Below are 24,104 nucleotides of genomic sequence, written 5' to 3' on the forward strand. Positions count from 1 at the left end.
CGTCGAAGCGCTACAGCGGTTCAATCCCGTCAATATCGCCGAGGCGTCGATAGTCGTCGGCCGTATAGCCGGCACGCTCGAGACGCGCTTTCAGCGCCGCCAGATCGGGGACATAGCTCATCAACACCTCGGCGCGCCCGTCCAGGGTCACCTCGCCCAGCGCCGCCGGCAACAGTACGGATTCACCGCGCTCGAGAGCCACTGTCTCGCCACCCGCGTGAAGGGCACAGGGCGCTCCCAGGTTAGAGACCAGGGTGGCGCGGTCGATCGGCCGGGTGTATACGGTGTCGATCGCCACGCGCTCCAGGGCAAAGAAGGGACCCGCGCAGCAAAACCGTCGTTCCACGCCCGGCGCCTCGTACACGCTCAGAGGCGTTGAAGGTGTGGCCTCAAGCGTCAGGTCGATCTCGTCGAGCAGGGCATCGATATTGGCCTCGCGCTGCGCATGGCTGATCCCGCTGCCGTCCTCCATCTGCCAGGCCATGGCGTGCTGCTGATGATCGGCCTGCTGCTGCACTTCATGGATCAGCGTGTCCGGGCCAAAGCTGTGCAGAAGCCCGGCCTGCACGTACAGCGTATCGCCGGGGCGAATCTCGATACGGTGCATGACATCGTCAAAGCGCTCTTCCCAGAGCGCCGTGCGCAGCGTGTCATGATCCACGCCGTCCCTGACGCCTGCCAGCAGCGTGGCGCCGGGCGCGGCATGCACAATGTGCCAGGCCTCGGTCTTGCCATGCGACCAGGTCTGCTTGCGTCGAGCCGTGGGCCCGTTGGCGTGCAGATGCACCGGCAGCATGCCGGTGGCATCGATGAACTTGGCCAGTACCGGAAAATGCGGCCCGTCAAAGCCCTCTCCCACCAGGGCCTCGGGGTACTGCTCGACCAGCGCATGCAGGGACTCGCCTGCCAGTTCACCGTTGACCACCCGGGCGCCCTTGCCCTCGATATCGCTGCTTTCCCAGCTTTCGGCAACCCGGCCCTCGGGCAGGTCCTGACGGCCAAGCACCTGCGCGATCTGACGGCCGCCAAAAATGTGCGGGGCGTAAAAGGATGTCAGTTTCAGGGGATACCAGCGCATGCCACTCTCCTTGTCAGCGCACAACATGTACTCCGGGAGTCTGGACGATATGGCATGATCCTGCCCGGGGCTCGCCACGCCGCCATGGCTGGGGCAACATGGCGTTTCGATCACGAGCAGAGGTTATAACGTGTCACTTCCTTCCCGATATTTGACCTGCGGTCTCGCCCTGCTGACAGGGCTTGTCATGCTGGCGGGGGCCACCTCGGCCATGGCACACCCCCACGGCTGGGTCGATTACCGCGTTACCGCCGTGATCGACGATCAACAGCGCATGACCGCGCTCGAACAGTCCTGGAAGATGGACCCGTTTCAGAGTCTGACCATGGTGGAGGGCCTTGAAGGTGTGGCGGGTGACACCAGCATGGCGCAGCGGCTGGACGCCCTTGGCCATGAGATCGCGGCGAATCTGGCGACCCGGCACTACCTGACCCATGTCTACGATGGCGACCGGGAGCTGGCGCTGGGCGGCATCGAGGACTACACCACCCGTCTGGATGACAATCGGGTCGAATTCTCCTTCATCCTGACGCTGGCCGAGCCGCAGCCGCTTGGCGAGTCGCTGCGCTGGCAAATTTACGATGGTACCTACTTCATCGAGTTTCTATACGACGACCGGGTCGAAAATCCCATCGAGCTGGTCAATGCGCCTTCGCAGTGTCACGCCGAAATAGAACATGCCGACCCCGACCCGGCGGTCGTGGCCCGGGTGTCGGCCATCGATGTCACCGGTGACACGCCCGACGGCATTGGCAAACTTTTCTCGGATACCGGAGTGATCAAGTGTCAGGACGTCTGACCCTGGTGTGGCTGGCGCTCGCCCTCGCGCTTCTGACGGCGCTGTCGCTTTCGAGCGCCGGTCAGGCGCTGTGGCACTCGCTGGTCGCGGAAATCATGACGCAGCAACGCACGCTGCACCGGGGGCTGGCCGGCGCCATGATGGCGCTTTCCAGACGCGAGGGCGTGGGCGACTGGTGGGACCTGATGGTACTGAGCCTGGGCTACGGGATTTTCCACGCTCTCGGCCCCGGTCACGGCAAGGCCGTGGTCGCCACCTATCTGCTGACCCAGCGCGCCGCCCTGGGGCGCGGGCTGGTCATGACCGCCAGTGCGGCCCTGCTGCAGGGCGTGGTCGCCATTGTGATGGTCACGGTACTGGTGCTGGGATTTGGCTGGCTGACCCGAGAGGCGATGGCCGGTACGGCCTGGGTCGAGAAGGCAAGCTTTGTCGCTGTCACGGCGCTGGGACTGTGGCTCGTGGTTCGTGCCGGTCGCGGCCTCTACCGGCTCAGGGCCCGGGCCTCCCTGCCGGCCGCCACCGACAGCGTGCCACCCGCGGCCCTGCGCCTGACCCCGACCCGACGTGACAACGCCGCTGCCATGACGCCGCTGTCGCATGTCAGCAGCGGCCCCTGTCACTGCGGCCGAACGCATCATATCGACCCCATGACCAGCGGCCGGCACTGGCGCGACATGGCGGCCGCCATCCTGTCGATCGGGCTGCGCCCGTGCAGCGGTGCGGTAATGGTACTGGGCGTGGCGGCCATGCTGGGCTTCTGGTGGGCCGGCGTGCTGGCGGTTCTGGCCATGTCGGTGGGCACGGCGCTGTCCACTTCTGTGCTGGCGGCCCTGACGGTGCTGGCACGTCGGCACATGGCGCACCTCTTTCAGCGTGCCGGTAGCCGTCAACCCCTGGGGCTGGGGCATCTTCTCGCCCTGCTGGGCGGGGTGCTGATCACGCTTCTGGGCATAACGCTTTTGATCAACGCCCCCGATACCGCCCTGTCGCCGCTGATGCAGGGGCCGCTGCGCTAGCCGGACCCGTGTCTCAGGAGTCCGGGCGCAGGCCGGTGGCATCCCAGGGGATCAGAACGCCTCTGATGGGATGAATGACCCCGTTGCTGGCGCGGATTTCTTCCCGGTCGACGGCGATCTCGTTGACCCGGTACCGGCCGTTGTCCACGCGCAGGCTGAGCTGCCCCACCAGGGCCTGGGGTCGACCAAGTGCCTTGAACTCGCTGCCCGGCACCATCCCCGGCAGCAGATGGTATTCGAGCACCTTACTGAGCCACTCCTTGTGCTCACCATCCAGCAGCGCCTGACGCTCGCTGTCCGGCAGCTGTGCGAAGGCTTCGTCGGTGGGGGCAAACAGGGTATAGGGCCCGCGCCCGTCAAGCATGTCGCTCATGTCGGCGTCATCAAGTGCCTGCACCAGGGTGTTGAAATCACCGCGGGCCTTCAGCGTTTCCAGAAGCGTCTGATTTTCATGATCGGTGCGGTCGCCGGGCTGCTGCTGCGGCGCACTCTGCGACGGCGATTGTGCCTGTGCCATCGACGCCATGCCGCTGCCCGCCAGGGCCAGACAGGTCGCCAGCCATACACTGCGATACAAGGTTTTCATCGTCTCTCCATGACATGAACAAGGGATCGGTTGCCACCCGGGGATCAGCGCTCTTCGTGGCGAAAGGGCAGCATGGTGGCCGCCTCGAGACGCATCTGCGCCATGACCGTCTCCTCGCGTTCCAGAAAGTCCGCCACGGCGTCGCGAAACCCCTCATGGGCCAGCCAGTGCAGGGAACGCGTGGCCGTCGGCTCGAACCCACGGGCGATCTTGTGCTCTCCCTGGGTGCCCGGGTCAAAGCGTGACAGCCCGGCGGCCAGACAGTGTTCGATCCCCTGATAGTAACAGGCCTCGAAATGCAGGCAGCTGGCCTCGACTTCGCTGCCCCAGTAGCGTCCGTAGAGCGTAGTCGAACCGCGCAGGCACAGCGCTGCGGCGACGGGTCGCGATGTCTCGTCCAGCGCCTGCACCAGCACCAGGGCGTCAGGCATGTCGTGGAGAAGACGATAGAAAAAGTCGATATCCAGATAGCCGCGCTGACCGTGCTCCAGATAAGTGATCTGGTAGCAGCGATAAAAGTGCTGGATGGCCGTTCGGTCGATCTCATGGCCGACCAGCCGGCGCATGGTCAGCCCCTGCTCGGCCACACGGCGGCGTTCGCGACGCACTTCCTTGCGCCGCTTCGAGGTCATGGCACCCAGAAAGCCCTCGAAATCGCCATAGTCGCGATCGAACCAGTGATACTGCATGCCGCTGCGCTGGAGCAGATCGGGCCAGCACTGGCGCCACTGCTGTGCAAGCGACGCCTCCGGAAAAAGCAGATGCCACGACAGCACCCCGGCGCTTTCAAGATGCTCGGCCATGCTGCCAAGCGCCTCGTCGACATCGATATCGTCCGCGAGCAACAATCGCGGACCGGTGGCGGGCGTAAAGGGAATGGCGCTGAGCTGTTTGGGGTAGTAGGCCCCCCCGGCACGCTCCCAGGCGTCGGCCCACTGCCAGTCGAAGACGTACTCGCCCCAGGAGTGATCCTTGAGATAGCGCGGCATGGCGCCCACCAGTCGATCGCCCTGCCACAGCGTCAGGTGATGCGGGGTCCAGCCGGTGTGCGACGAGACGGCACCGGTCACTTCCAGCGCATTGAGGAACTCATGACGAATGAAGGGATAGTCCGAGCCTGCCAGCGCGTTCCACTGCGGCGCATCGATATCGGCCATCGCACCGATATCACGAATATCCAGACTCATGGCGCTTCTCCAGCCGGGTACGTGACAAGGATACAGGATAGAAGGTGCTGACACGTTCAGGGCGGCCCCGGGTGTCTTCGCTTCGGGATGGAGTCAGCCTGGCGGCTGCGCTATGCTGTCGAGCTATCATTTAGATGGCCATCAACAGAGATGCCGACCCGCTCAATGCTGCATTCGATTCTTGATAATGACTTCTACAAGTTCACCATGCAAAACGCCGTGGTGAAACTGTTTCCCAACGCTTACGCGCGCTACAGCTTTATCAATCGTGGCGAGCATGACTTCCCGCCCGGCTTTGGCGAACGACTCAGGGAGCAGGTCGACGCCATGGCCGCACTGCGACTGACGAGCGAGGAGCGTCATTTTCTGGAGGTCACCTGCCCCTATCTCGACCCGACCTATCACGACTTTCTGGAGGGCTTTCGTTACAAGCCCCAGGAGGTCACCATCGAACAGACCGGCGGTGAGCTGAGCGTCGCCATCGAGGGACTCTGGTATCGCACCATCCTGTGGGAAGTCCCCCTGATGACGCTGATCAGCCAGATCTGGTACGAGATGCTCGGCGAGCCGCGCGACAGCGACGAGCTGGTGACCCAGCGCACGCGGGAAAAGATCGAGCATTACGGCGAGCTGGGCGTACGCATTGCCGAATTCGGTACCCGCAGGCGTCACTCCTATGACGTGCACGACCTGGTCGTGGGCACGCTCAAGCGCTACGGGGGCAGCACCTTTACCGGCACCAGCAACGTCCATATGGCCCATCGCCACGGGGTCAAGCCGCTGGGCACACACGCCCACGAGTGGTTCATGTTCCACGCCGCCCGCTTCGGCTTCAAGATGGCCAACACGCTGGCACTGGAGCACTGGGTGGAGGTCTACCGGGGCGATCTGGGCATTGCCCTGTCGGATACCTTTACCACCCAGGTCTTTTTCGAGAGCTTCGACAAGATGTTTGCCAAGCTGTTCGACGGCATTCGCCACGACAGCGGTGACCCCATCGAATTCGCCAAGGCCACCATCGATCACTACGAGCACTACGGCATCGACCCGCGCAGCAAGACCATCATCTTTTCCGATGCGCTCGATACCCACAAGGTCGAGAAGATTACGCGCTTTTGCGAAGGCCGCATCGGCATGTCGTTCGGCATCGGGACCAACTTCACCAACGATGTCGGCCTTAAGCCGATGAACATGGTGGTCAAGATGACCGAAACCCGCCCGCAGGGAGATCAGTGGCTGCCGGTGGTCAAGCTTTCCGATATTCGCGCCAAGAACACCGGCGACCCGGGCATGATCCATCTGGCGCGACGTATCCTGTCGCTGCCCCAGTAGCGCCAGCGTCCGATACGGTACAAAAGGGGCCGGCACGGCAATCACCGTGTCGGCCCCTTTTTTGTTGATGCACGCTTATTTCGCGTTCGCGCCGGGCTGGGGTGCGGCAAACACCTTGTTGAACACGTTGAGCATGACCTGCCAGCTGGCGGCATCGGCCGCGGCGTTATAGGCCAGCGGCAGATCGAACTCGCGTGCCTTCGCATCGACATACGGGTTGGTGAAGGCGTGCATGGCATCGGGATACTGAATCAGGGTGGCTTCGGTCTCCACGCTTTCAAAGGTAGCGAGCAGCGACTCGAGTGCCGACTGCTCCACCATCTGATCGTTCAGACCGTTCTGGATGATGACCCGCCCATCGAAATGCTCGGGCGTGTCGACCACCTGGCCGGGACTGCCGTGAAAGCTCACCGCGGCCTTGAACGGCATGCCGGCCAGTGCCGCATTGAGCGCCACGCCGCCGCCAAAGCAGTAGCCGATAATGGCCATGCGCGAGGCATCCACGCCCTCGGCATCCCCGAGCGCATCGATGGCGGTCTCGAGGTTCTGGCGGGCGCCGGGCCAGTCATTCATGACAGCGCTCGAGAAGCGGCCGGCCTCATCGGGATGAGTAGCCGTTTTGCCGCTGCCGTACATGTCCACGGCAAAGGCCACATAACCCAGCGCCGCCAGCTGTTCGGTGCGCTGGCGGATATAGTCGCTCAGCCCCCACCATTCATGCACCACCAGCACCAGCGGGCGCTTGCCATCCATCTTCGTATCCCGGGCCAGATAGCCGGTGTACTGCTCGCCATCCACGCTGTAGGTCAGGGTCCGCGTTTCTACCTTTGGCCCCATCTGCCCCGGCGTGCCTTCTTCCCCCCAGGTATTGACGCTGGCCAGCATCAATCCCATGCCAAGTCCCAGCAACATGGTTCTCATGACCCCTCCCGCTATCAGTGTCCGTTTTTGTGTACGTCGTGATGACGATCAGTATAGGAAGCCACCGTGCCGGCCGGTATTATCCTGACGGCTCATGGCATGACAACATGAAAAAGGGGCCTGCCGACGACGGCAAGGCCCCTTTTTCATGACAGGAATCGACGGGACAATCAGGCGCGACGCTGCTCGGCGAGCATGACCGGGTCGTCATCACGTGTCTGCTCGGTTGACCCATCACTCGAGGCCTTTTTCGACGCTTGCGACGCCTCGCGTTCATGGCTTGCCCGAACCAGATCACGCAGCTGATCGCAGGTAATGATGATACGTTCCGCGCGGGGCTGCCCCTGCCAGATCACATCGATGACCGGATGTTCCCGCGTTTGATCGATACCGACAATACGCCCCTGCCGCTCCCGACGTGCATCCTTCAGCGTTGATCCCAGAAGCTGATGCACGCCGCTGACACATTGTTTTCCGGATACATATGGCATGGCTGGCTGACCTGTTGCTGCTCTTCAACGGCAGTCATTTCGGGTGCTTTGCTGCACGCAGACAGATAAATCAAGGTTGACAGGCTCGTCATTCTGGATCGCAACCCTAACATAAAGAACTGATCAGAACACGGGATATTTGTCAATTAAATTGTCGCCATAATGCGACACCCGCGCCATTGTCAGGTCCGTCGGCGTCACACTACCAGGGCCCTGAAAGGCCCTGATGATCACCCGTAATCAGGTGTTTTCCGCCAGCTTTCCGGCCAGCTCATCGAGCCGATCCACTTCAACGAGCGGCGCCAGTGACGGGTCTTCTATCAGAGCGGTTTTATCGCGATGAATCCAGGCCGCCTTCAGTCCGGCATGGCGAGCGCCCTGAATGTCCCAGTTGTTGCTCGAGACCAGCCAGATATTGTCATGTGCCAAGTTCATGCGCCGCGCCAGATGGTGATAGACCACCGGGTCGGGCTTGAAGCGCTTGACGTCATCGACGCTGACCAGCGCCTCGAAATGATGATCGATGCCGGCATTGCCCAGCACCTTCTGCATGGCGTCCTCCGTGCCGTTGGAGAAGGCCACACAGCGATAGCCGGCGGCCACCAGTGCGGCCAGTGCGGCATCGACCTCCTCGAAGGCGGGCAGCCGGGAATAGGCATCCATCCACGCCTCGCGGGTGTCGCAGGCCACCTCGACCTGCTGTGCTGCGATGGCGACATCAAGGGCATCGCGCGTGCAGGTCGAAAACTCGACATAGCGCCCCATCAGCCCGCGGCGAAAGGCCAGCTGCAGCTGACTGGTCCGCCACTGGGCAGCAACGGCTTCTGCCTTCCCGCCCAGCGTCGGGCGCAGCATGTCGGCCATGGCGCCCGGATTGATCAATGTACCGTAGACATCAAAGGCCAGTAGTGTCCTTGTCATTTTCTCCTCCCTGAGAAAGCTTTAATCAAGAAAATGGCGTTAAAAAAGGACGCCCGCAGGCGTCCTTTTAAACAACGGCAATATCGAACGATGCCACTTAGAGCGTCTTGCCCATCGACAGGGCCGTATCCAGCATACGGTTGGAGAAGCCCCACTCGTTGTCGTACCACGAGAGCACCTTCACCAGACGACCATTGGCACGGGTATGGTTGGTGTCAAAGGTCGAGGAGCTGGGGTTGTGGTTGAAATCGATCGAGACCAGCGGTTTGGCATTGATGTTGAGTACCGGCGATTTTTCGGCGGCCTCTTCCATGATGCGATTGATCTCTTCGCGGCTGGTGTCGCGCGAAGCGGTAAAGGTCAGGTCCACAACCGACACGTTGACCACCGGGACACGGATGGCAAAGCCGTCCAGACGCCCTTCCATCTCCGGCAGCACCTGCGCCACGGCGGATGCCGCACCGGTTTTGGTCGGAATCATCGACTGGGTCGCGCTGCGCGCCCGGAAGGGGTCCTTGTGGTAAACGTCGGCCAGATTCTGGTCGTTGGTGTAGGCGTGAATGGTGTTCATCAGCCCGTTTTCAACGCCCACCGTATCGTTGAGCGCCTTGACTACCGGTGCCAGGCAGTTGGTGGTGCAGGACGCGTTGGAGACCACGGTCTGATCGGCCGTCAGGGTCTGCTCGTTGACGCCATAAACAATGGTAGCGTCGGCATCGCCGCTGGGACCTGAAATCAGAACGCGTTTGGCGCCGGCTTCAATGTGCTTGGCGGCATCGGCGCGCTTGGTGAAGATGCCGGTGCACTCCATCACCAGGTCGATCTCCATTTCTTTCCAGGGCAGCTGGGCCGGATCCTTTTCGGAGAGGATGCGTACGCGGTCGCCGTTGACGGTAAAGCTTTCATCGTCATGAGTGATGTCAGCGTTGAAATGGCCGTGCGTACTATCATTTTCCAGCAGCAGCGCATTCAGCGCCGGGTCGCCCAGATCGTTGATGGCCACGACTTCGATACGGTCACGGTAGCCACTTTCATACAGTGCACGAAAGGTGTTGCGCCCGATACGTCCGAACCCGTTGATTGCGACACGAAGCGTCATGTTGTCTCCTCCTGCGATATTGGATAAAGCTCATCACCAACCGGTCAATGAGCCGCAATTCTCTCGGTTTTCGGCCCCTGACCCCCTAACGTGGGGTCATTTTTTGCGACCTCAATGGCCTGTTACAAGACACGGCCCGTATTGATGCCATCGATCAATCGAAAGAGCGGGCATCAATACCGCCCTGTTCGATACTATCCGGTGCCCGGATCAGTCTGGTCAGAAACGCCGGATTATGCCAGAGCCCATCTCCCCCGGAGTGACCATGCGCTCGCCCGCTACCACAGACCATGCCCGACGGCGCGGCGGCAAAGCGGGTGAATCGTGTCAAACCAGGCGCAACCCGGTAAAGTCCTGCCCACGGAACATGCCTTATGCTGTGCGACCACTTGCGTCAGCGTGTCGCTACAATGACTGATATTCTGGCGACATTAGCGAGCAGAACATGTTTCAAAGACCTATAGAACCTCAGGAGTACCATTCGCCATGACACGCCCCGCCCTGGTCGGCGATATCGGTGGCACCAATGCGCGCTTTGCCCTGGTGACCCCCGGCGCCTTCGATCTGCACGACATTCAGACGCTGGCCTGTGCCGATCACGCCAACCTTGATGACGCGGTCAATGCCTATCTTGCCGGTGTCGATGGCGAGCGCCCGATCGAAGCCTGTCTGGCCTTCGCCTGCCCGGTACACGATGACGAAATCAAGATGACCAATAACCCGTGGCAGTTTTCGAAAACGGCCATGAAACAAAGCCTTGGGCTCGAGAATTTCAAGGTCATCAACGACTTTACCGCCATGGCACTGGGTCTGCCCCATATTCCCGACGAAGAGCTGGTCAATCTGGGCAATGGCCACAGTGAAGCCGGTCGCGCGCGCCTGGTGATCGGCCCGGGCACCGGCCTCGGGCTGGCAGGTCTGGCGCCGAGTCAGCGCTTCTGGATTCCCCTGTCGGCCGAAGGCGGCCATGCCAGCTTCGCGCCGGTCGATGATTTCGAAATCCTGCTGCTGCAGTGGTTCCGGGAACGCTACGGTCGTGTCTCGATCGAGCGCGTGCTGTGCGGCCAGGGGCTACTGGACATCTACACGGCCATGTGTGAATTCGAAGGGCACGACTGCGACCTCAATACGCCGGCCTGCGTGACAGACGCCGCTCGCGGCGAACAGGACACCGTGGCCTATCAGGCCGTGTTGCGCTTTTGCAAGATCCTCGGCGATGCCACCGGCGACGCCGCCCTGATGCTGGGCGCCCGCGGCGGCGTCTATCTGTGCGGGGGCATCCTGCCACGCATTCTCGATACCCTGCGGACCAGCGATTTTCGCAAGGCCTTTGCCGACAAGGGACGCATGAGCCCCTACAATGCCGATATTGCGACCTGGGTGGTGACCGCCAAATGGACCGGACTGCTGGGCGCTGCCGAAGCACTGCACAATGAGGAGGTGACATGATCCCGGATGGATTGAGCGAGCTTTTGTCGGCGACCCGGGGCCAGCGTGACGCCACCTGGGAGGGTCGCTCGCTGCTGGTCATCAACGATGACTGGGGAGAGCTGATCCTCTCCCGCCACGGTGGCCATCTGCTGCACTACGCGCCGGCCGGAGAGCGCGGCTGGCTGTGGACCACCTCGACGCCCAAGGCGCCGCCGGGTGCCCTGCGCGGCGGGGTGCCGCTGTGCTGGCCCTGGTTTGGCGAGCCCGATGACGGTGACGGCCCGACACACGGCCTGGCCCGCACGGCCGACTGGCGCATCGATGCCGTCGATGACGATGTGGAAGGCGGCGTCGAAATCCATCTCTCTCCCGAAACGCGGCTGCACGAGATGCTCTCGCCCCGGCTGGTGATTCATGCCAATGCGCAGCGGCTGGCCATGGAGCTTGTCACCGAGCACACCGGCGAAACGCCGGTGCGCCTGACCCAGGCCCTGCACGCCTATTTCGCCGTGCCCGACACCCATCAGTGCCGCATCGAGGGCCTGGGCGGGGCACGCTATCTCGACAAGCTGGCCGACTACGCCGAGGCGGAACAGACCGGCGTGCTGGGCATTCGCGGCGCACTGGATCGCATTCACCACTCCAGCCGCCCGCTGGTGCTCGATGACGGCCATCGGCGTCTGAGAATCGCCAAGCAGGGCAGCGACTCGAGCGTGGTCTGGCATCCCGGTGACACCCTGCCGTCCGACATTCCCGATCGTGAACGCCTGAACTTCATCTGCATCGAACCGGCATGTACCCGGCTGGATCCGGTCTGGCTCGCCCCCGGCGCCCAGCACATCCTGTCGATGCATGTGAGCCCTGAATCCTCCGACGGGGAATGACCCTGATGAGCACGACAGCTGCAGCGCCCTTCGTGATCGGTCTGCGTCAGTTACCATACTACGACAGCCTGAAAACCCCGGAGGCACTGGCCGCCTGGTGCCAACAGCGCCTGGACGAGGGGCTTTGTGAATTCGATCACAGCGACCTCGAACGGGATCAGGAAGCCCTGCTGGGACAGGCCATCAGGCGACTGGCCGGGGATGATGCCCGACGGCTGCAGCTCGACATGCGCGTGGGCGTGGTGCCGGCACGCCGCAACGAGGACCGCTTCGGCGCCAAGTACTACGACACGCGCCCGGCGTATCTCGATGAGGTCGTGGATCGCACCCTGAAGCAGCTGGGGCTTGAGCAGCTCAATACCCTCATGATCATGCGGCCCGACCCGCTGATGGATGTCGAGGCCACCGGGCGGGCGCTCGATGCCATGGTCGCAAGCGGTCGGGCGCGCCGGGTGGGCGTGGCCAATTTCCTGCCGGCCCAGTGGCGGCATCTGCAGACCGCCATGCAGACCCCGCTGGCCTGCCAGCAGATGGAGATGTCGATCGCCCGCAGCCAGATGCTCTTTGATGGCATGTGGGACAGTCTGCTGAGCGACAACATGGCAGGCCTTGCCGGTTCCCCGCTATGGGGCGGGCGCATCTTCGAAAACCAGCTCGGCCAGGTCCTCGGGACACTGGCCGAGACGCATCAGGTCAGTCCGGCCGGTATCGCCCTGGCCTGGCTTCACACCATCCCGGGACAGCCCAGAGCCGTGGTGGGTACCCTGCGCCCCGAGCGGCTGCAGACGCTGGCACACGATGCCGGCCTGACGCTGAGCCGGCCGGAATGGTTCGCCCTGCTGGAAGCCGTGCGCGCCTGTCGCGTGCCCTGATACCGACCGTCATTGACTCCCGGGGCTGCTCATCCCGTGATGGGCAGCCCCTTTTATTTGCCCACACCTGCCATTTGCCCACACCCGCATCGCTCACCGGATGGATCGGACGACAGCTCGATGTTCGCAACGACAGCACGGGGCGCTTTCGCCCCACCGAAGCCCCATGGCGATGGACTGACCAGTGGCCAAAAAAAAGCCCGCCTCAAGACGAGACGGGCAAAACAACAGCCGAGGCTGCCGAGAGAGCCGGTAGCGGCAGGATCCTTCAGGCCCTGCCGTCGGTCATTCAGTAGAGTCAGTGCTTGATGGTCTCGACGGTCTCACGAGCGATGGCGCGAATGCCGTCCCAGTCCTCGTTCTCGATCAGTTCCTTCGGGGTCACCCAGGTCCCGCCGACGCACATGACATTGCGAAGTCTCAGATAGTTGGCCGCGTTGTCAGGGGTGATACCGCCGGTCGGGCAGAACTGGACATCGCCCAGCGGACCCGCCAGGGCCTTGAGCGCGGCCACACCGCCACTGGCTTCGGCCGGGAAGAACTTGAAGCGGCGATAGCCGTACTGCCAGCCGGTCAGAAGCTCGGTCGCTGTGGCGATGCCCGGCAGCAGCGGTACCGGGCTCTGGATGCCGTATTCGTAGAGACGGTCGGTGGTGCCGGGGGTGACCACGAAGTCCACGCCGGCATCCTCCGCACGGCGATACTGCGCGGGCGTCAATACCGTGCCGGCACCGATACTGGCCTCGGGCAGCTCATCACGCAGCCGATACAGCGCTTCCATGGCACAGTCCGTGCGCAGGGTCACTTCCAGCACGGTCAGACCGCCGTCATACAGTGCGCGGCACAGCGGCACGGCATCCTCGATACGATGGATGGTCAGCACCGGAATTACCGTGGTTCGCTGACAGATGCTGTCAATTTCGGTCGTACGTGTGGACGGGAGCTGCTTGTCCGATGCCATGAAACCTCCTGATCATCACCCCGGCGGCATGCGCCGCACTGAACGGGCCGGGGAATGATATCCCCGACCCGGCCCTGTTCGTTTTCCCGGCGCCGTCCGAGGCGCCGGGACATACTTTATCGTGTCATGGCGCCCAGTAAAGTGCCAGTGGCGCCTCAAGAAAAGCCCGAATCGGCAGCTCATGACGATCATCACCCGCCATGGCACGAGCCAGCACGCGTTTCTTGTCGTCGCCGTTGAGATGCAGATAGCGCCGACGCGAACGCATGAGGCGATCCCGCGTCAGGGAGATGCGCGGCTGCCCCACGCTCGGGGCATGCGCGGCAATGACCATCGAGGCGCTTTCAAGACCGTCATCCAGCTCGGCACTGTCCGGAAACAGCGACGCCGTATGGCCGTCACCGCCCATGCCCAGCACCACAACGCTGGCCGGCCAGGCAAGGGCCGTCAGACGCTGCGCCACTTCTTCCGCCCCTGCCTCGGGGGTTGTCTCGTCGTTGACGAGCGGATGAAAGCGGGCCTCGGCGGCAGCATTGATCAACATGTGGGTACGCACGAAGCGATCGTTGCTGTCGTCGTGGTCGGTCGGTACCCAGCGCTCGTCGGCCAGCGTAATGTCCACACGCGGCCATGCCAGCGCCATCCGGCTCAGCGCCTGCATGAACGGCTTCGGGGTGCTGCCACCGGACAGCACCAGCGTGACCCGCTCCTGCTGCTCCAGATCCTCCCGGAGCGCGGCGGCAACGCTGGCCGCCAGATCGTGGGCCACGCGTGTGCGGGCATCTTCCGCTTCAGTAATCTTCATACCAGCTGCGTCCGTCCTGGGTGATCATGGCAATGGAGGAGACCGGGCCCCACGAGCCCGCCGGATAGCGTTTGGGCATGATGTCGCGGGCTTCCCAGCCCTGAATCAGCTGATCGATCCAGCGCCAGGAGTATTCGATCTCGTCACGACGCACGAACAGATACTGCTGACCCTTCATGACCTCGAGCAGCAGGCGTTCGTAGGCATCGGGGATACGCGCCGACGGGAAGGCCTGATGAAAGTCCAGATGCAGTGGCCCGGTACGCAGACGCATGCCCTTGTCCAGACCGCTGTCCTTGGTCAGCACCTGCAGGGCGATGCCCTCATCGGGCTGCAGCCGGATGATCAGCTTGTTGGCCGCCATGCTGCGCTGGTCGTTATCAAAGATGTAGTGGGACTGCGGGCGGAAGTGAATCACGATCTGCGAGAGCTTTTCCGGCATGCGCTTGCCGGTACGCAGATAGAAGGGCACGCCGGCCCAGCGCCAGTTCTGGATCTCGGTCTTGAAGGCCACGAAGGTTTCGGTACGCGAATCGATATTGGCGCCCTCTTCCTCGAGATAGCCCGGCACCGACTTGCCGCCGATGGTACCGGCGATGTACTGCCCGCGAACCACATCGGTGGTGAGCTGTTCGCCCTCGAAGGGACGCAGCGCCTTGAGCACCTTGACCTTCTCATCGCGGATGCTGTCGGCATCGAGATTCGAGGGCGGGTCCATGGCGATCATGCACAAAAGCTGCATCAAATGGTTCTGGACCATGTCGCGCAGCTGGCCGGCCTGATCGAAATAGCCCCAGCGCCCTTCAATACCGACCGTTTCCGCCACGGTAATCTCGACGTGCGAGATGTGGCTCTGGTTCCACTGACTGCCGAACAGCGGATTGGCAAAGCGCAGCGCCAGCAGGTTCTGCACCGTCTCCTTGCCGAGATAGTGATCGATGCGGTAGATGCGGCTTTCATCAAAGACGGCGCCGATGGCGTCGTTGATCTCTTCCGAGGACTGGAGCGAATAGCCGATCGGCTTTTCGACCACCACGCGGGATTCGTCATCCAGGCAGCCGGCACTGGAAAGATTGGCGCAGATGTCGCCATAAAGGCGGGCCGGCACCGACAGATAGATGGTCAGCGGACGCGAGCTGCCGCCGTGCCACTGGGCAATCCGGCTGTAGCTCTCGGGGGCGCCGAAATCGATTTCAATGTAGTCAAGCCGCGCCAGAAACCGGTTCATGCTCTCTTCGGTACGCTCGTCGGGGCGTACGCGGGTTTCCAGCGCATCGCGTACGCGCGCACGGAAGGCATCGTTGTCATATTCCTGACGGGCCAGTCCCAGAATGCGGGTTTCAGGCGCCATCAGCCCTTCTCGATCCAGATGGTAGAGCGCGACATAGAGCTTGCGCAGGGCCAGATCGCCCAGCGCACCGAAAAGCGCCAGATCGACAGCAGTACTGTTGTCGTCATTCACACTCATGCCGTGCTCCCTTCCCGGTTTGGTAGATTTCCGACAACGTTAGACATCAGGACATCATCCTCGCAACACATTGATCGCTTCCATCAGGACAGCCGTCATGGCTGGCAGAGCGCTGGCACAGGCGTGGCTGTACGCGGTCCCGATCATGCGATATTTGACAGGGTAGTTCGATGGTATCAGGGCTGCACAAGCGCCCAATGATATCAGCACTCTCCTGCCCTGGGGTGAGATTTTCAGAACCCGCTGATCGTGAAGATTGACTTACCATGCCTGCCACCTACGCCTTTGGTCTAATAAGGCGTGACAATCGCTGGCCTTACTCTACCTTAACAACTTTATTATGGTGCGTACGATCGGCGCCGTCACCGTCGTCGATCGCTGACCATTTCTCCCGGATTTCTGAAAGTGGTGCCTCTCATCGCCCTCGCCCCTGCCGTGACACCGGATGCCCATAATGGCGCAGCACACGGTCAGGGGCGCTGGTAGATTACGGCTGACACGATTAAGCAATTCCCTTTCATCGTTGCTGGACTAAGGAAAATGACATGGTAGGTCACTCGGGGGGCAGCTCAGGGGCTGCACAACAGGGTCAGGAGAAGCCGGACGCCGTCATAAATGCCGATATCGTTCCCATGGTATGGCTGAGCTGCGGCCTGGCCGCACTGGCGGGTCTGCTGTTCGGCATGGATATCGGGGTCATCTCCGGCGCCCTGCCCTTTATCGTCAATGAATTTCAGATTTCCACTCTCATGGAAGGCTGGATTGTCAGCTCCATGATGGTGGGAGCGGCGCTGGGCGCCATGGGCGCCGGGGCCGTTTCGCAGCGCTTCGGGCGCAAGAAGGCACTGCTGTACAGCTCAATGCTGTTTTTCGTCGGCGCACTGGTCGCGGTCGTGGCGACAAGCCCCCACATTCTGGTTATTGCCCGCATCCTGCTGGGCCTGGCCGTGGGCGTGGCCTCCTTTACGGCGCCGCTGTATCTTTCCGAAGTGGCGCCCGAGCGTATCCGCGGCACCACCATCTCCTTTTATCAGCTGATGGTGACCATCGGTATTCTGGCCGCCTTTGTCTCGAATCTGGCCTTTAGCTACATCGAAAGCTGGCGCTGGATGTTCGGCGTGTTGATGATTCCGGCCGCCATGCTTTTTATCGGGGTGCTCATGGTACCCAACAGCCCGCGCTGGCTGGCCTCGCGGGACCGCTTTGAAGAAGCGCGTGAAGTGCTCACCAAGCTGCGCAGCAGCAGAACCGAAATCGATTACGAAATGGGGGAAATCGAGGAGAGCATTCAGGCCGAGCAGAAAAGCCGCGGCTTCCAGATGTTCAAGGAAAATCCCAATTTCCGTCGCTCCGTCATGCTGGGCATCTGCCTGCAGCTGGTACAGCAGTTCACCGGCATGAACGCCATCATGTACTTCGCCCCGCAGATCTTCCAGATGTCCGGCTTTGAAGGCACCGCCGCCCAGCTCTGGAGCACGGTCGCCACCGGTCTGGTCAACGTGCTGGCCACCTTCATCGCCATCGGCTTCGTGGATCGTCTGGGCCGCAAGCCGATTCTCTATGCCGGCTTCACCGTCATGGCCGCCAGCATGGCCGTGCTGTCCACGATCCTGATCATCGGTCCCACCACGGCCTTTTTGCAGTACACCGGCATGGCGTCGCTTCTGATCTTCGTGGCCGGTTTTGCCATGTCGGCAGGCCCGCTGATCTGGACCCTGTGTGCCGAGATTCAGCCACTCAACGGCCGCGATTTCGGTCTGAGCTGCTCCACGGTGGCCAACTGGGTAGGCAACTTTGCCATCGGTCAGTTTTTCCCGGTGATGATCGCCGCCATCGGCGGGGCCATGACGTTCGGCATCCTTTCGGTGCTCAACGTGGTCTTTATCGTCTTCACTCTGCTGCTGATCCCCGAAACCAAGGGCATCTCGCTCGAGAAGATCGAAAAGAATCTGATGAGTGGCAAATCGCTTCGAAATATCGGCAGCTGAGCGATATCGCCCGGCCTGTTACATCAGCCCCTTTCCTGCGAGAGGGGCTTTTCGTTTCAGCATCATTCATCGGCATTCATGAAAATATCAGCAGCGACGTATATAGGAACAAGGCATGCTACCATTCGCGCTCATCCCTACTTGACGCTTCTGAGGAGTTTCCCCGATGCGCAGGCTCGCTGCTCTCTCCCTGGTACTGCTGAGTACCCCCGCTCTGGCCGACACCTTTCGTTTCACCGCCATTCCCGACGAGGATGAATCACGGCTGGTCGAACGCTTTGACAAGGTGGCCGATTATCTTTCCGAGCAGACGGGTCTGGAGGTCGAGTATGTCCCGGTCAAATCCTACGCCGCCGCGGTCAGCGCCTTTCGCAACGACCAGGTCCAGCTGGCCTGGTTTGGCGGGCTGACCGGCGTTCAGGCGCGCCAGCTCGTGCCGGGCTCCAGGGCCATCGCCCAGGGAGAGGAAGACGCCGAATTCAGGACCTACTTCATTGCCAATGCCGACACCGGGCTCGAGGCGGACCAGTCCGAACTGCCGGACACACTGGAGGGCAAAACCTTTACCTTCGGCGCCAAGACCTCGACTTCGGGGCGTCTGATGCCCGACTACTATCTGCGCGAGCGCTTCAATGAAGCGCCGGAAGACGTGTTCTCCCGCGTGGGCTATTCCGGCGATCACTCCCGGACCATGGCGCTGGTCGAGTCGGGTGCCTTTGATATCGGCGCGCTCAACTACACCGTCTGGGAAGCCGCAGTGGCCGATGGCCGCGTGGACACCGACAGGGTACATGTCATCTGGTCAACGCCGACCTATCCGGACTATCAGTGGACCATTCGCGGCGATGTCGACGAGCACTACGGCGACGATGCCACGGCGCACGTCCGGCAGGCGCTGCTGGACATGACCGATCCCGACCTGCTGGCCAGTTTCCCGCGGGAAGGCTTCATCCCGGCCGACAATGAAGACTATGCGCCCATCGAGACGGTCGGTCAGGAGCTGGGGCTGCTGCGCTAGGCTCATGCTGGACACTGCTACTGCCGGCCCCGGCACGGCTACCGTACTTGCAGGCTTTGACCATGCCCGGCTGGGGCATGACCACCAGGTGGTCTTTCCCGACCTGACCCTGCGCATCTCACAGGGCGAGCGCATCGCCCTGCTGGGCCGCAGCGGGGTCGGGAAATCCACGCTGCTGGCCGCCCTGCGTGCGCAGCTCGATGATCAGGGCGCGTGGTGCCCGCAGGCCAACGCACTGGTGCCGGTGCTGTCGGCCTATCACAACATCTACATGGGCCGGCTGGCCCACTTTTCACGCTGGCAGAACCTGATCAATCTGCTGCGCCCCAACCGGGCCTGCTGGCAGGAGATCAGCGAGCTGGCCGGGACCCTGGGTCTTGATGGGCTGCTGCGCCGGCCGGTCGACCAGCTCTCCGGCGGCCAGCAACAGCGCGTGGCGATTGCCCGCGCCCTGTACCAGAAGCGTCCCGTGTTCATCGGTGACGAACCTGTCTCCAGCGTTGACCCGCGTCAGGGGGCCCGGCTGCTCGAACTGATCAAGGCGCGCCATGCTACCTGCGTGGTGGCCCTGCATCAGCGCGAGCTGGCACTGTCCCATTTCGACCGCATCATCGGTCTGGATGATGGCCGCATCACCCTGGATGCCCCCGCGCGCGCGCTGACCCCGGACGATCTTGACGTGCTGTATGTCCCGGACTGATCTGCCGGCCGGCTGGTTCACCTGGCTGCGCGGCGAGACCCCGGGCGCCCGACTGCTGCGCCTGACGCTGGCCATGGTGGCGACCCTGCTGGTGCTGCTGCCGCTGGCGGATCTGTCGATCACCACGCGCGACCCCTGGCGCGAGCTGGGGCGCATGCTCCAGGGGCTGATCCTGCCGGATGTCACGGCCACCGAGTCGCCGCTGCGGGCGCTTTTGCTGACCATCACCTTTGCCCTGTGGGGCGTGGTGCTGGGCATGGTACTCGGGTTTCCGCTGGCGCTGATCTTCATGCGCTCGCGGCTGGTGCGCGCCGCCTGCGCCTTCGTGCGCGCCATTCACGAGCTGTTCTGGGCGCTGCTGTTTCTCCAGGTCTTCGGGCTGTCCGCCGTGACGGCGCTGGCCGCCATCGCCCTGCCCTATGCCGCGACCTTTGCCAAGGTCTATGCCGAGATTCTGGCCCAGATCGATCGCCGCCCGGCTCGCATGCTCTCCCCTCGCACCGACCGGCTGTCACGCTTTGTCTACGCCGAGCTGCCGCTGGCCTGGCAGCGCCTGTCGGGCTACACCCGCTATCGTTTCGAATGCGCCCTGCGCGCCAGCGTACTGCTGGGGTTCGTGGGGCTGCCGACGCTGGGCTACTATCTGGAGAGCGCCTTTCGTCAGGGGCGCTATCATGAAGGCGGCGCCCTGCTGTGGGCCTTTTATCTGCTGATCGCCACGCTGCCCTGGTGGGCCCATCGCCGTCTGCTGCTGCCCTGGCTTCTGGGCACGGCGTTTCTGCTCGGCCCCTGGCCCAGCGTCAACCCGACCCTGCTCTGGCAGTTTCTGAGTCATGACATCTGGCCGCAGCCGCTGCTGACCGGCGATCTCGCCGCCCTGCCGGAGTGGTTTGCCGGACTGCCGGACCTGCTGCCCGCCATCGGCAACACCCTGCTGCTGGGGCTGATGAGCACGGTGGGCTCGCTGCTGGTCTGCCTGCTGGCGTGGCCGCTGGTCAGCCGCCATTTCGGCAACCGCGCCACCCGCACCGCCGGGCGCGGCACGCTGATTGTGATGCGTTCGACGCCGGAGCTGCTGCTGGCCTTTATCCTGCTGTTGCTGACCGGCCCGTCGCTGCTGCCGGCCTGGATAGCGCTGTCGCTGCACAATGGCGCCCTGATCGCCTTTCTGGCCGCCCGCCATGCCGATGAGATCCGACCGGGGCTGCCCGGCATTGGCGGCATCAATCTCTACAGCCACGAGCTGCTGCCGCGCATCTATCCCGGCATCCTGGCGCTTTTGTTCTATCGCGCCGAAGTCATCATGCGCGAGACGGCGCTGCTGGGGATGCTGGGCGTGGTCACGCTGGGCTTTCACATCGACTCAAGCTTCGAGTACCTGATGTTCGATCAGGCCGTCGCCCTCCTGCTGGTGACGGCCGCCATCAACATGGCAGTCGACGGGCTGTCACGTCGTCTGCGCCCGGACGCCCTGCCCGAGCGGCGAAACCCGCCGCGTCCGGCGCCGGTCGGTGACAGTGTCTAGCGCCCTGGCGCGCGCGATCACTCAGTGGGGGTGGAAGATCGACAGGCTGAAGCTCTCGGGCAGCGCCGGTCGGCCGCTTTCACGGTCGATAAAACGGACCCGAAACCCCTTCCAGGCCTGGTATTTGCTTGAGCCGGAGTAGGCCGACAGATATTCGATGCCGTCATGAACAATGCCGGCATCCTCCACCGTGACCGTAATGATCGGGTCGCGCAGCTCGACCTCGCCCTCGGGAAAGGAAAATTCCACCCTGCCGTCATCGACCGCCTCGCAGCGACTGAAAAAGTCACAGCCCGGCCCGCCGCCCTCGCGCCACTTGACGAACTGGGGGATACCGGTCAGGGCGTGGCGCACTTTGCCGTTTTTATCCACCAGCGAGGTCTCGCCGATCATGCCCGGGCGGTTGCGATTGACGCGGTAGTCGTCGTACAACAGGCTGTCGTCGCCATCGAGCTGGGAGGCAAAGCGCAGGGCACCATCCCACACGCCCTTGTTGCTGGTCTCGCGATCGGTATCGAACACCACCGCGCCCGACGGACCGCTGTGGCGCAAAACGATCGGGTTGGTCTGACGGTTTTTGGCGGAGTGACTCGACTGAATCACCAGCGGTGTGGCCGGCTTCCATTCATCCGCCTCGGCACGCAATGAATCCGGTGACAGGCGCAGGGCGTTACCGGTCGGGTTGCGAACCACCACCTCGCCGCCATCCAGCGATACCCCGCCCATGCTGCCGCTGTGCTTGCTGTCCTTGAAGACGTTGGTCCAGCCGTAGACACAGGTATTGGATGAGGCAAAGCAGCGCATGAACTGCTGATTTTTGGTGATCCGGACGCAGGGCCAGGGCGACTCGCCGCCATTGCGCCCCTCCCACCAGTTGCCGATAAAGCTGGAGCGATAGATCAATCCGGCCCGGATGGCATCGCCCTTCATGGCCTCGAAGATGTTGTCCTGAAAGGTCGCGCCGTAGAGATTTTTATCAAAAATAATCGCATTATCGGTGTAGTTGAACTCGTTACCGATAAAACGCGCCGTGGTGGAATTTTCGTTTTTCTGGTCTTCAACCCGCACACCGATGTGTATGCCAATAAAGGTACAGCGCAACAGGCTGTAGTTGACCATGATTTCTCTAACCCGGATGGCCATGGGAGCTGAAGAGAAGTGAACATTTTCGATCACGGTGTTGTAACCGTGACTATCGATATAGAAGCCTTTCCAGTTCCTGTGACCCTCCCTATTGGAAAAGCTGAGATCACGTATGACCGGTCCATGACCGGTGAACATGGCCTCATCACCCAGCGTATGAAATGGCATCAGCATGGCATGCGCTTCACGCTTGTTTCGCTGCCTGCCGGGACCGATAAGATTCTTGCCCTTGAGATCGACCGTCTGGCCGATCGCGTAGCGCCCCGGCGGCACGTACAGGCTGTTGACGATGCTGGAGCGCGCGGCCTTGATAAAGGCCGACGAGCTGTCGCGCTTGCCGGTAGGGTCGGCCCCCCAGTAGAGAATGTTGTTGCGGGCGGTCATGTCGAGCGCTTCGGACCGCTCGCGTGACTCGCTGGCCCGGGCCTGTCCGGAGGTGGTCATGGCCCCCGCCATGCCGGCGACAGGCAGCAGGGCCAGGGCGCGACGCATGAAGCGTCGACGGTTGCGATCGTCTGTGGAAAGCGACATTCAAAACTCCGTAGAAAGCCTTGCAGGGCCTGTATCAGGGTGTCATCAAACCTGTTTTGAGCATGCACCGCCATGCCATTGTGGCGGTAATACTGCACGCCCTGTCGGAATGACGACCTGTCATGTTTGTCATACCCCGGTTTATGAATCCTCGTCTGCCGCTTACAATCAGATGTCATTTTCCGGGAGGCTCGCATGGACTGCCCATCCCATGCCGATACCGCACTACCCACGCTCTATCTCCATCGCTGGCGCACCTGGCTTCCCGAGCGCGCCGGCGAGGACATGCCGGCGTGGATCATGACCGACGAGAAGCCGGCCGCCACCAGCGTGCCGGCGCTGCTGCGACGGCGCCTGACACCGCTGGGCCGCGCCGTGTGCACGCTGCTGGGCGAGATGACAGCGCATGAGCGCCCCACCATGCCGGTGCTGCATGCCTCGCGCCACGGTGATGGCCACCGTCCGCTGGACATGCTCGACACGCTGTTCGAGGGGGAGCCGCTGTCGCCGGCCCGATTCGGCCTGTCGGTGCATAACGCCATTCTGGGTGTCTACTCGATCGCCTTTGATAACCACACTTCGATGGCAGCCCTGGCCGCCGCCGGCGAAGAGTTCGAGGCGCTCTTGAGCGAGGCCCGCGGCTATCTGTTCGATGGCTGCGACAGCGTCATGCTGGTGCTGACCGACTCGCCGGTACCCGAGCGCTATCGCATCCAGACGCAGGCGCCGAGCCACCCTTCCGCCATGCTGATGGAGCTGTCGCTGGCCCCCGCGCCCGATGCCATCCGCCTGCAGGCCTGTTCCGTCGAGACGGGGGATGCACCGACCCCGACCGTGACACCGCCACGGCTGACGGACTGGCTGCTGGGTCGTGGCGATCTGATCACGCGCGCCCCACCCCTTCGCTGGCAGGCCTTAGAGACGGCGCACACGGCGCCGGTCGGATAGAGCCCAAACCACGTCCGGTTCTGGCATCATATGCCGCCCGCCCGGGCGGGGCCGACAAGGGTCCAGCGACGTAACCGTCTGTTCGGACACGACAACAAGGATCTGGAGAACGTCACAATGGCCGAGACAGCATTGACCGAACTTGAACGCGATGTCGCCAACATGATCATCGAAGCGCTGGAGCTTGAAGATATTACGGCGGACGATATTGAACCTGAAGCGCCCCTGTTCGGCGAGGGGCTGGGGCTTGATTCCATCGATGCGCTGGAGCTGGGACTGGCGCTGCAAAAGCGCTACGGCATCCGCCTTGACAGCGATGCCGAGGAAAACCGGGAGCACTTTGCCAGTCTCAGACAGCTCAGTGCGCTGGTTGCCGAGCGCCGCAGCGACTGAGGTCCAT

General features: G+C 62.6%; 24 protein-coding genes. 12 read left to right on the forward strand and 12 right to left on the reverse strand.

What is annotated here, in order from left to right; genetic code table 11:
* Positions 1-10: 10 nt before the first annotated feature.
* Positions 11-1,078, reverse strand: coding sequence for a class I mannose-6-phosphate isomerase (locus M1D97_RS12375; RefSeq protein ID WP_456268030.1), 1,068 nt, complete (start codon positions 1,076-1,078; stop codon positions 11-13).
* Positions 1,079-1,208: 130 nt separating this feature from the next.
* Here M1D97_RS12375 and M1D97_RS12380 point away from each other — a divergent pair, with 130 nt between their 5' ends.
* Positions 1,209-1,877, forward strand: a complete 669-nt coding sequence (locus tag M1D97_RS12380) for a DUF1007 family protein (RefSeq protein WP_456268031.1) — start codon at positions 1,209-1,211, stop codon at positions 1,875-1,877.
* Positions 1,862-2,893 (forward strand): nickel/cobalt transporter, encoded by a 1,032-nt coding sequence (locus M1D97_RS12385; protein ID WP_456268032.1) that lies wholly within the window; start codon positions 1,862-1,864, stop codon positions 2,891-2,893. Before M1D97_RS12380 ends, M1D97_RS12385 begins: the two co-directional genes overlap by 16 nt.
* A 13-nt stretch (positions 2,894-2,906) precedes the next feature.
* Here the strand turns inward: M1D97_RS12385 and M1D97_RS12390 are convergent, their stop codons facing one another.
* Both M1D97_RS12390 and M1D97_RS12395 read right to left on the reverse strand, forming a co-directional pair.
* The gene (locus M1D97_RS12390) at positions 2,907-3,479 is read right to left on the reverse strand and encodes a fasciclin domain-containing protein (RefSeq protein WP_456268033.1); all 573 of its coding nucleotides are present in this window, start codon (positions 3,477-3,479) and stop codon (positions 2,907-2,909) included.
* 44 nt (positions 3,480-3,523) lie between these two features.
* Positions 3,524-4,666: a GNAT family N-acetyltransferase gene (locus M1D97_RS12395; protein ID WP_456268034.1), complete on the reverse strand. Its 1,143-nt coding sequence runs from the start codon at positions 4,664-4,666 to the stop codon at positions 3,524-3,526.
* A gap of 165 nt (positions 4,667-4,831) precedes the next feature.
* On the opposite strand from M1D97_RS12395, the gene pncB reads away from it, so the two are divergent.
* Positions 4,832-5,998: a nicotinate phosphoribosyltransferase gene (gene pncB / locus M1D97_RS12400; RefSeq protein ID WP_456268035.1), complete on the forward strand. Its 1,167-nt coding sequence runs from the start codon at positions 4,832-4,834 to the stop codon at positions 5,996-5,998.
* Between the two features lie 75 nt (positions 5,999-6,073).
* Here pncB and M1D97_RS12405 read toward each other — a convergent pair whose 3' ends face one another.
* From M1D97_RS12405 to M1D97_RS12425, 5 genes are all read right to left on the reverse strand, one after another.
* Complete coding sequence (locus M1D97_RS12405) at positions 6,074-6,919, reverse strand: dienelactone hydrolase family protein (protein WP_456268036.1); 846 nt, start codon at positions 6,917-6,919, stop codon at positions 6,074-6,076.
* A gap of 170 nt (positions 6,920-7,089) precedes the next feature.
* Positions 7,090-7,374: a hypothetical protein gene (locus M1D97_RS12410; RefSeq protein ID WP_456268037.1), complete on the reverse strand. Its 285-nt coding sequence runs from the start codon at positions 7,372-7,374 to the stop codon at positions 7,090-7,092.
* Positions 7,375-7,650: 276 nt separating this feature from the next.
* Positions 7,651-8,331, reverse strand: coding sequence for a haloacid dehalogenase type II (locus M1D97_RS12415; protein WP_456268038.1), 681 nt, complete (start codon positions 8,329-8,331; stop codon positions 7,651-7,653).
* A gap of 97 nt (positions 8,332-8,428) precedes the next feature.
* The gene (gene gap / locus M1D97_RS12420; protein WP_456268039.1) at positions 8,429-9,430 is read right to left on the reverse strand and encodes a type I glyceraldehyde-3-phosphate dehydrogenase; all 1,002 of its coding nucleotides are present in this window, start codon (positions 9,428-9,430) and stop codon (positions 8,429-8,431) included.
* Between the two features lie 154 nt (positions 9,431-9,584).
* A complete protein-coding gene (locus tag M1D97_RS12425; protein ID WP_456268040.1) occupies positions 9,585-9,761 on the reverse strand; it encodes a hypothetical protein in 177 nt (58 codons plus the stop codon).
* 155 nt (positions 9,762-9,916) lie between these two features.
* Here M1D97_RS12425 and glk point away from each other — a divergent pair, with 155 nt between their 5' ends.
* Genes glk through M1D97_RS12440 form a run of 3 tightly spaced genes read left to right on the forward strand, consistent with a single transcriptional unit; the run spans position 9,917 to position 12,617 of the window.
* The gene (gene glk, locus M1D97_RS12430) at positions 9,917-10,879 is read left to right on the forward strand and encodes a glucokinase (protein ID WP_456268041.1); all 963 of its coding nucleotides are present in this window, start codon (positions 9,917-9,919) and stop codon (positions 10,877-10,879) included.
* A complete protein-coding gene (locus M1D97_RS12435; protein WP_456268042.1) occupies positions 10,876-11,745 on the forward strand; it encodes a D-hexose-6-phosphate mutarotase in 870 nt (289 codons plus the stop codon). The genes glk and M1D97_RS12435 overlap by 4 nt, the downstream gene beginning before the upstream one ends.
* 5 nt (positions 11,746-11,750) lie before the next feature.
* Positions 11,751-12,617 carry an aldo/keto reductase gene (locus tag M1D97_RS12440; RefSeq protein WP_456268043.1) on the forward strand — a complete coding sequence of 289 codons (867 nt, stop codon included), beginning with the start codon at positions 11,751-11,753 and terminating at the stop codon, positions 12,615-12,617.
* A gap of 298 nt (positions 12,618-12,915) precedes the next feature.
* Here the strand turns inward: M1D97_RS12440 and M1D97_RS12445 are convergent, their stop codons facing one another.
* The 3 genes from M1D97_RS12445 to zwf form a co-directional block, all read right to left on the reverse strand.
* The gene (locus tag M1D97_RS12445; protein WP_456268044.1) at positions 12,916-13,578 is read right to left on the reverse strand and encodes a bifunctional 4-hydroxy-2-oxoglutarate aldolase/2-dehydro-3-deoxy-phosphogluconate aldolase; all 663 of its coding nucleotides are present in this window, start codon (positions 13,576-13,578) and stop codon (positions 12,916-12,918) included.
* Positions 13,579-13,702: 124 nt separating this feature from the next.
* A complete protein-coding gene (gene pgl / locus M1D97_RS12450; protein ID WP_456268045.1) occupies positions 13,703-14,383 on the reverse strand; it encodes a 6-phosphogluconolactonase in 681 nt (226 codons plus the stop codon).
* A complete protein-coding gene (gene zwf, locus M1D97_RS12455) occupies positions 14,370-15,851 on the reverse strand; it encodes a glucose-6-phosphate dehydrogenase (protein WP_456268046.1) in 1,482 nt (493 codons plus the stop codon). The genes pgl and zwf overlap by 14 nt, the downstream gene beginning before the upstream one ends.
* Before the next feature lie 545 nt (positions 15,852-16,396).
* Between zwf and M1D97_RS12460 the strand changes: the two genes are divergently transcribed.
* The 4 genes from M1D97_RS12460 (at position 16,397) to M1D97_RS12475 (ending at position 21,082) form a co-directional block, all read left to right on the forward strand.
* A complete protein-coding gene (locus tag M1D97_RS12460) occupies positions 16,397-17,839 on the forward strand; it encodes a sugar porter family MFS transporter (RefSeq protein ID WP_456268047.1) in 1,443 nt (480 codons plus the stop codon).
* Between the two features lie 166 nt (positions 17,840-18,005).
* A complete protein-coding gene (locus tag M1D97_RS12465; protein WP_456268048.1) occupies positions 18,006-18,857 on the forward strand; it encodes a putative selenate ABC transporter substrate-binding protein in 852 nt (283 codons plus the stop codon).
* 4 nt (positions 18,858-18,861) lie between these two features.
* The gene (locus M1D97_RS12470; protein WP_456268049.1) at positions 18,862-19,557 is read left to right on the forward strand and encodes an ATP-binding cassette domain-containing protein; all 696 of its coding nucleotides are present in this window, start codon (positions 18,862-18,864) and stop codon (positions 19,555-19,557) included.
* Positions 19,544-21,082, forward strand: coding sequence for a PhnE/PtxC family ABC transporter permease (locus tag M1D97_RS12475; protein ID WP_456268050.1), 1,539 nt, complete (start codon positions 19,544-19,546; stop codon positions 21,080-21,082). Before M1D97_RS12470 ends, M1D97_RS12475 begins: the two co-directional genes overlap by 14 nt.
* Positions 21,083-21,103: 21 nt before the next feature.
* On the opposite strand, the gene M1D97_RS12480 is transcribed toward M1D97_RS12475, so the two are convergent.
* Positions 21,104-22,756, reverse strand: a complete 1,653-nt coding sequence (locus M1D97_RS12480; protein ID WP_456268051.1) for a hypothetical protein — start codon at positions 22,754-22,756, stop codon at positions 21,104-21,106.
* Between the two features lie 195 nt (positions 22,757-22,951).
* On the opposite strand from M1D97_RS12480, the gene M1D97_RS12485 reads away from it, so the two are divergent.
* Both M1D97_RS12485 and M1D97_RS12490 read left to right on the forward strand, forming a co-directional pair.
* Positions 22,952-23,704, forward strand: coding sequence for a beta-ketoacyl synthase chain length factor (locus tag M1D97_RS12485; protein WP_456268052.1), 753 nt, complete (start codon positions 22,952-22,954; stop codon positions 23,702-23,704).
* A gap of 117 nt (positions 23,705-23,821) precedes the next feature.
* On the forward strand, positions 23,822-24,097 hold the full coding sequence (locus M1D97_RS12490; protein ID WP_456268053.1) for a phosphopantetheine-binding protein: 276 nt from the start codon (positions 23,822-23,824) through the stop codon (positions 24,095-24,097).
* Positions 24,098-24,104 lie beyond the last annotated feature (7 nt).

The sequence above is a fragment of the Kushneria sp. AK178 genome (genome assembly GCF_053903105.1).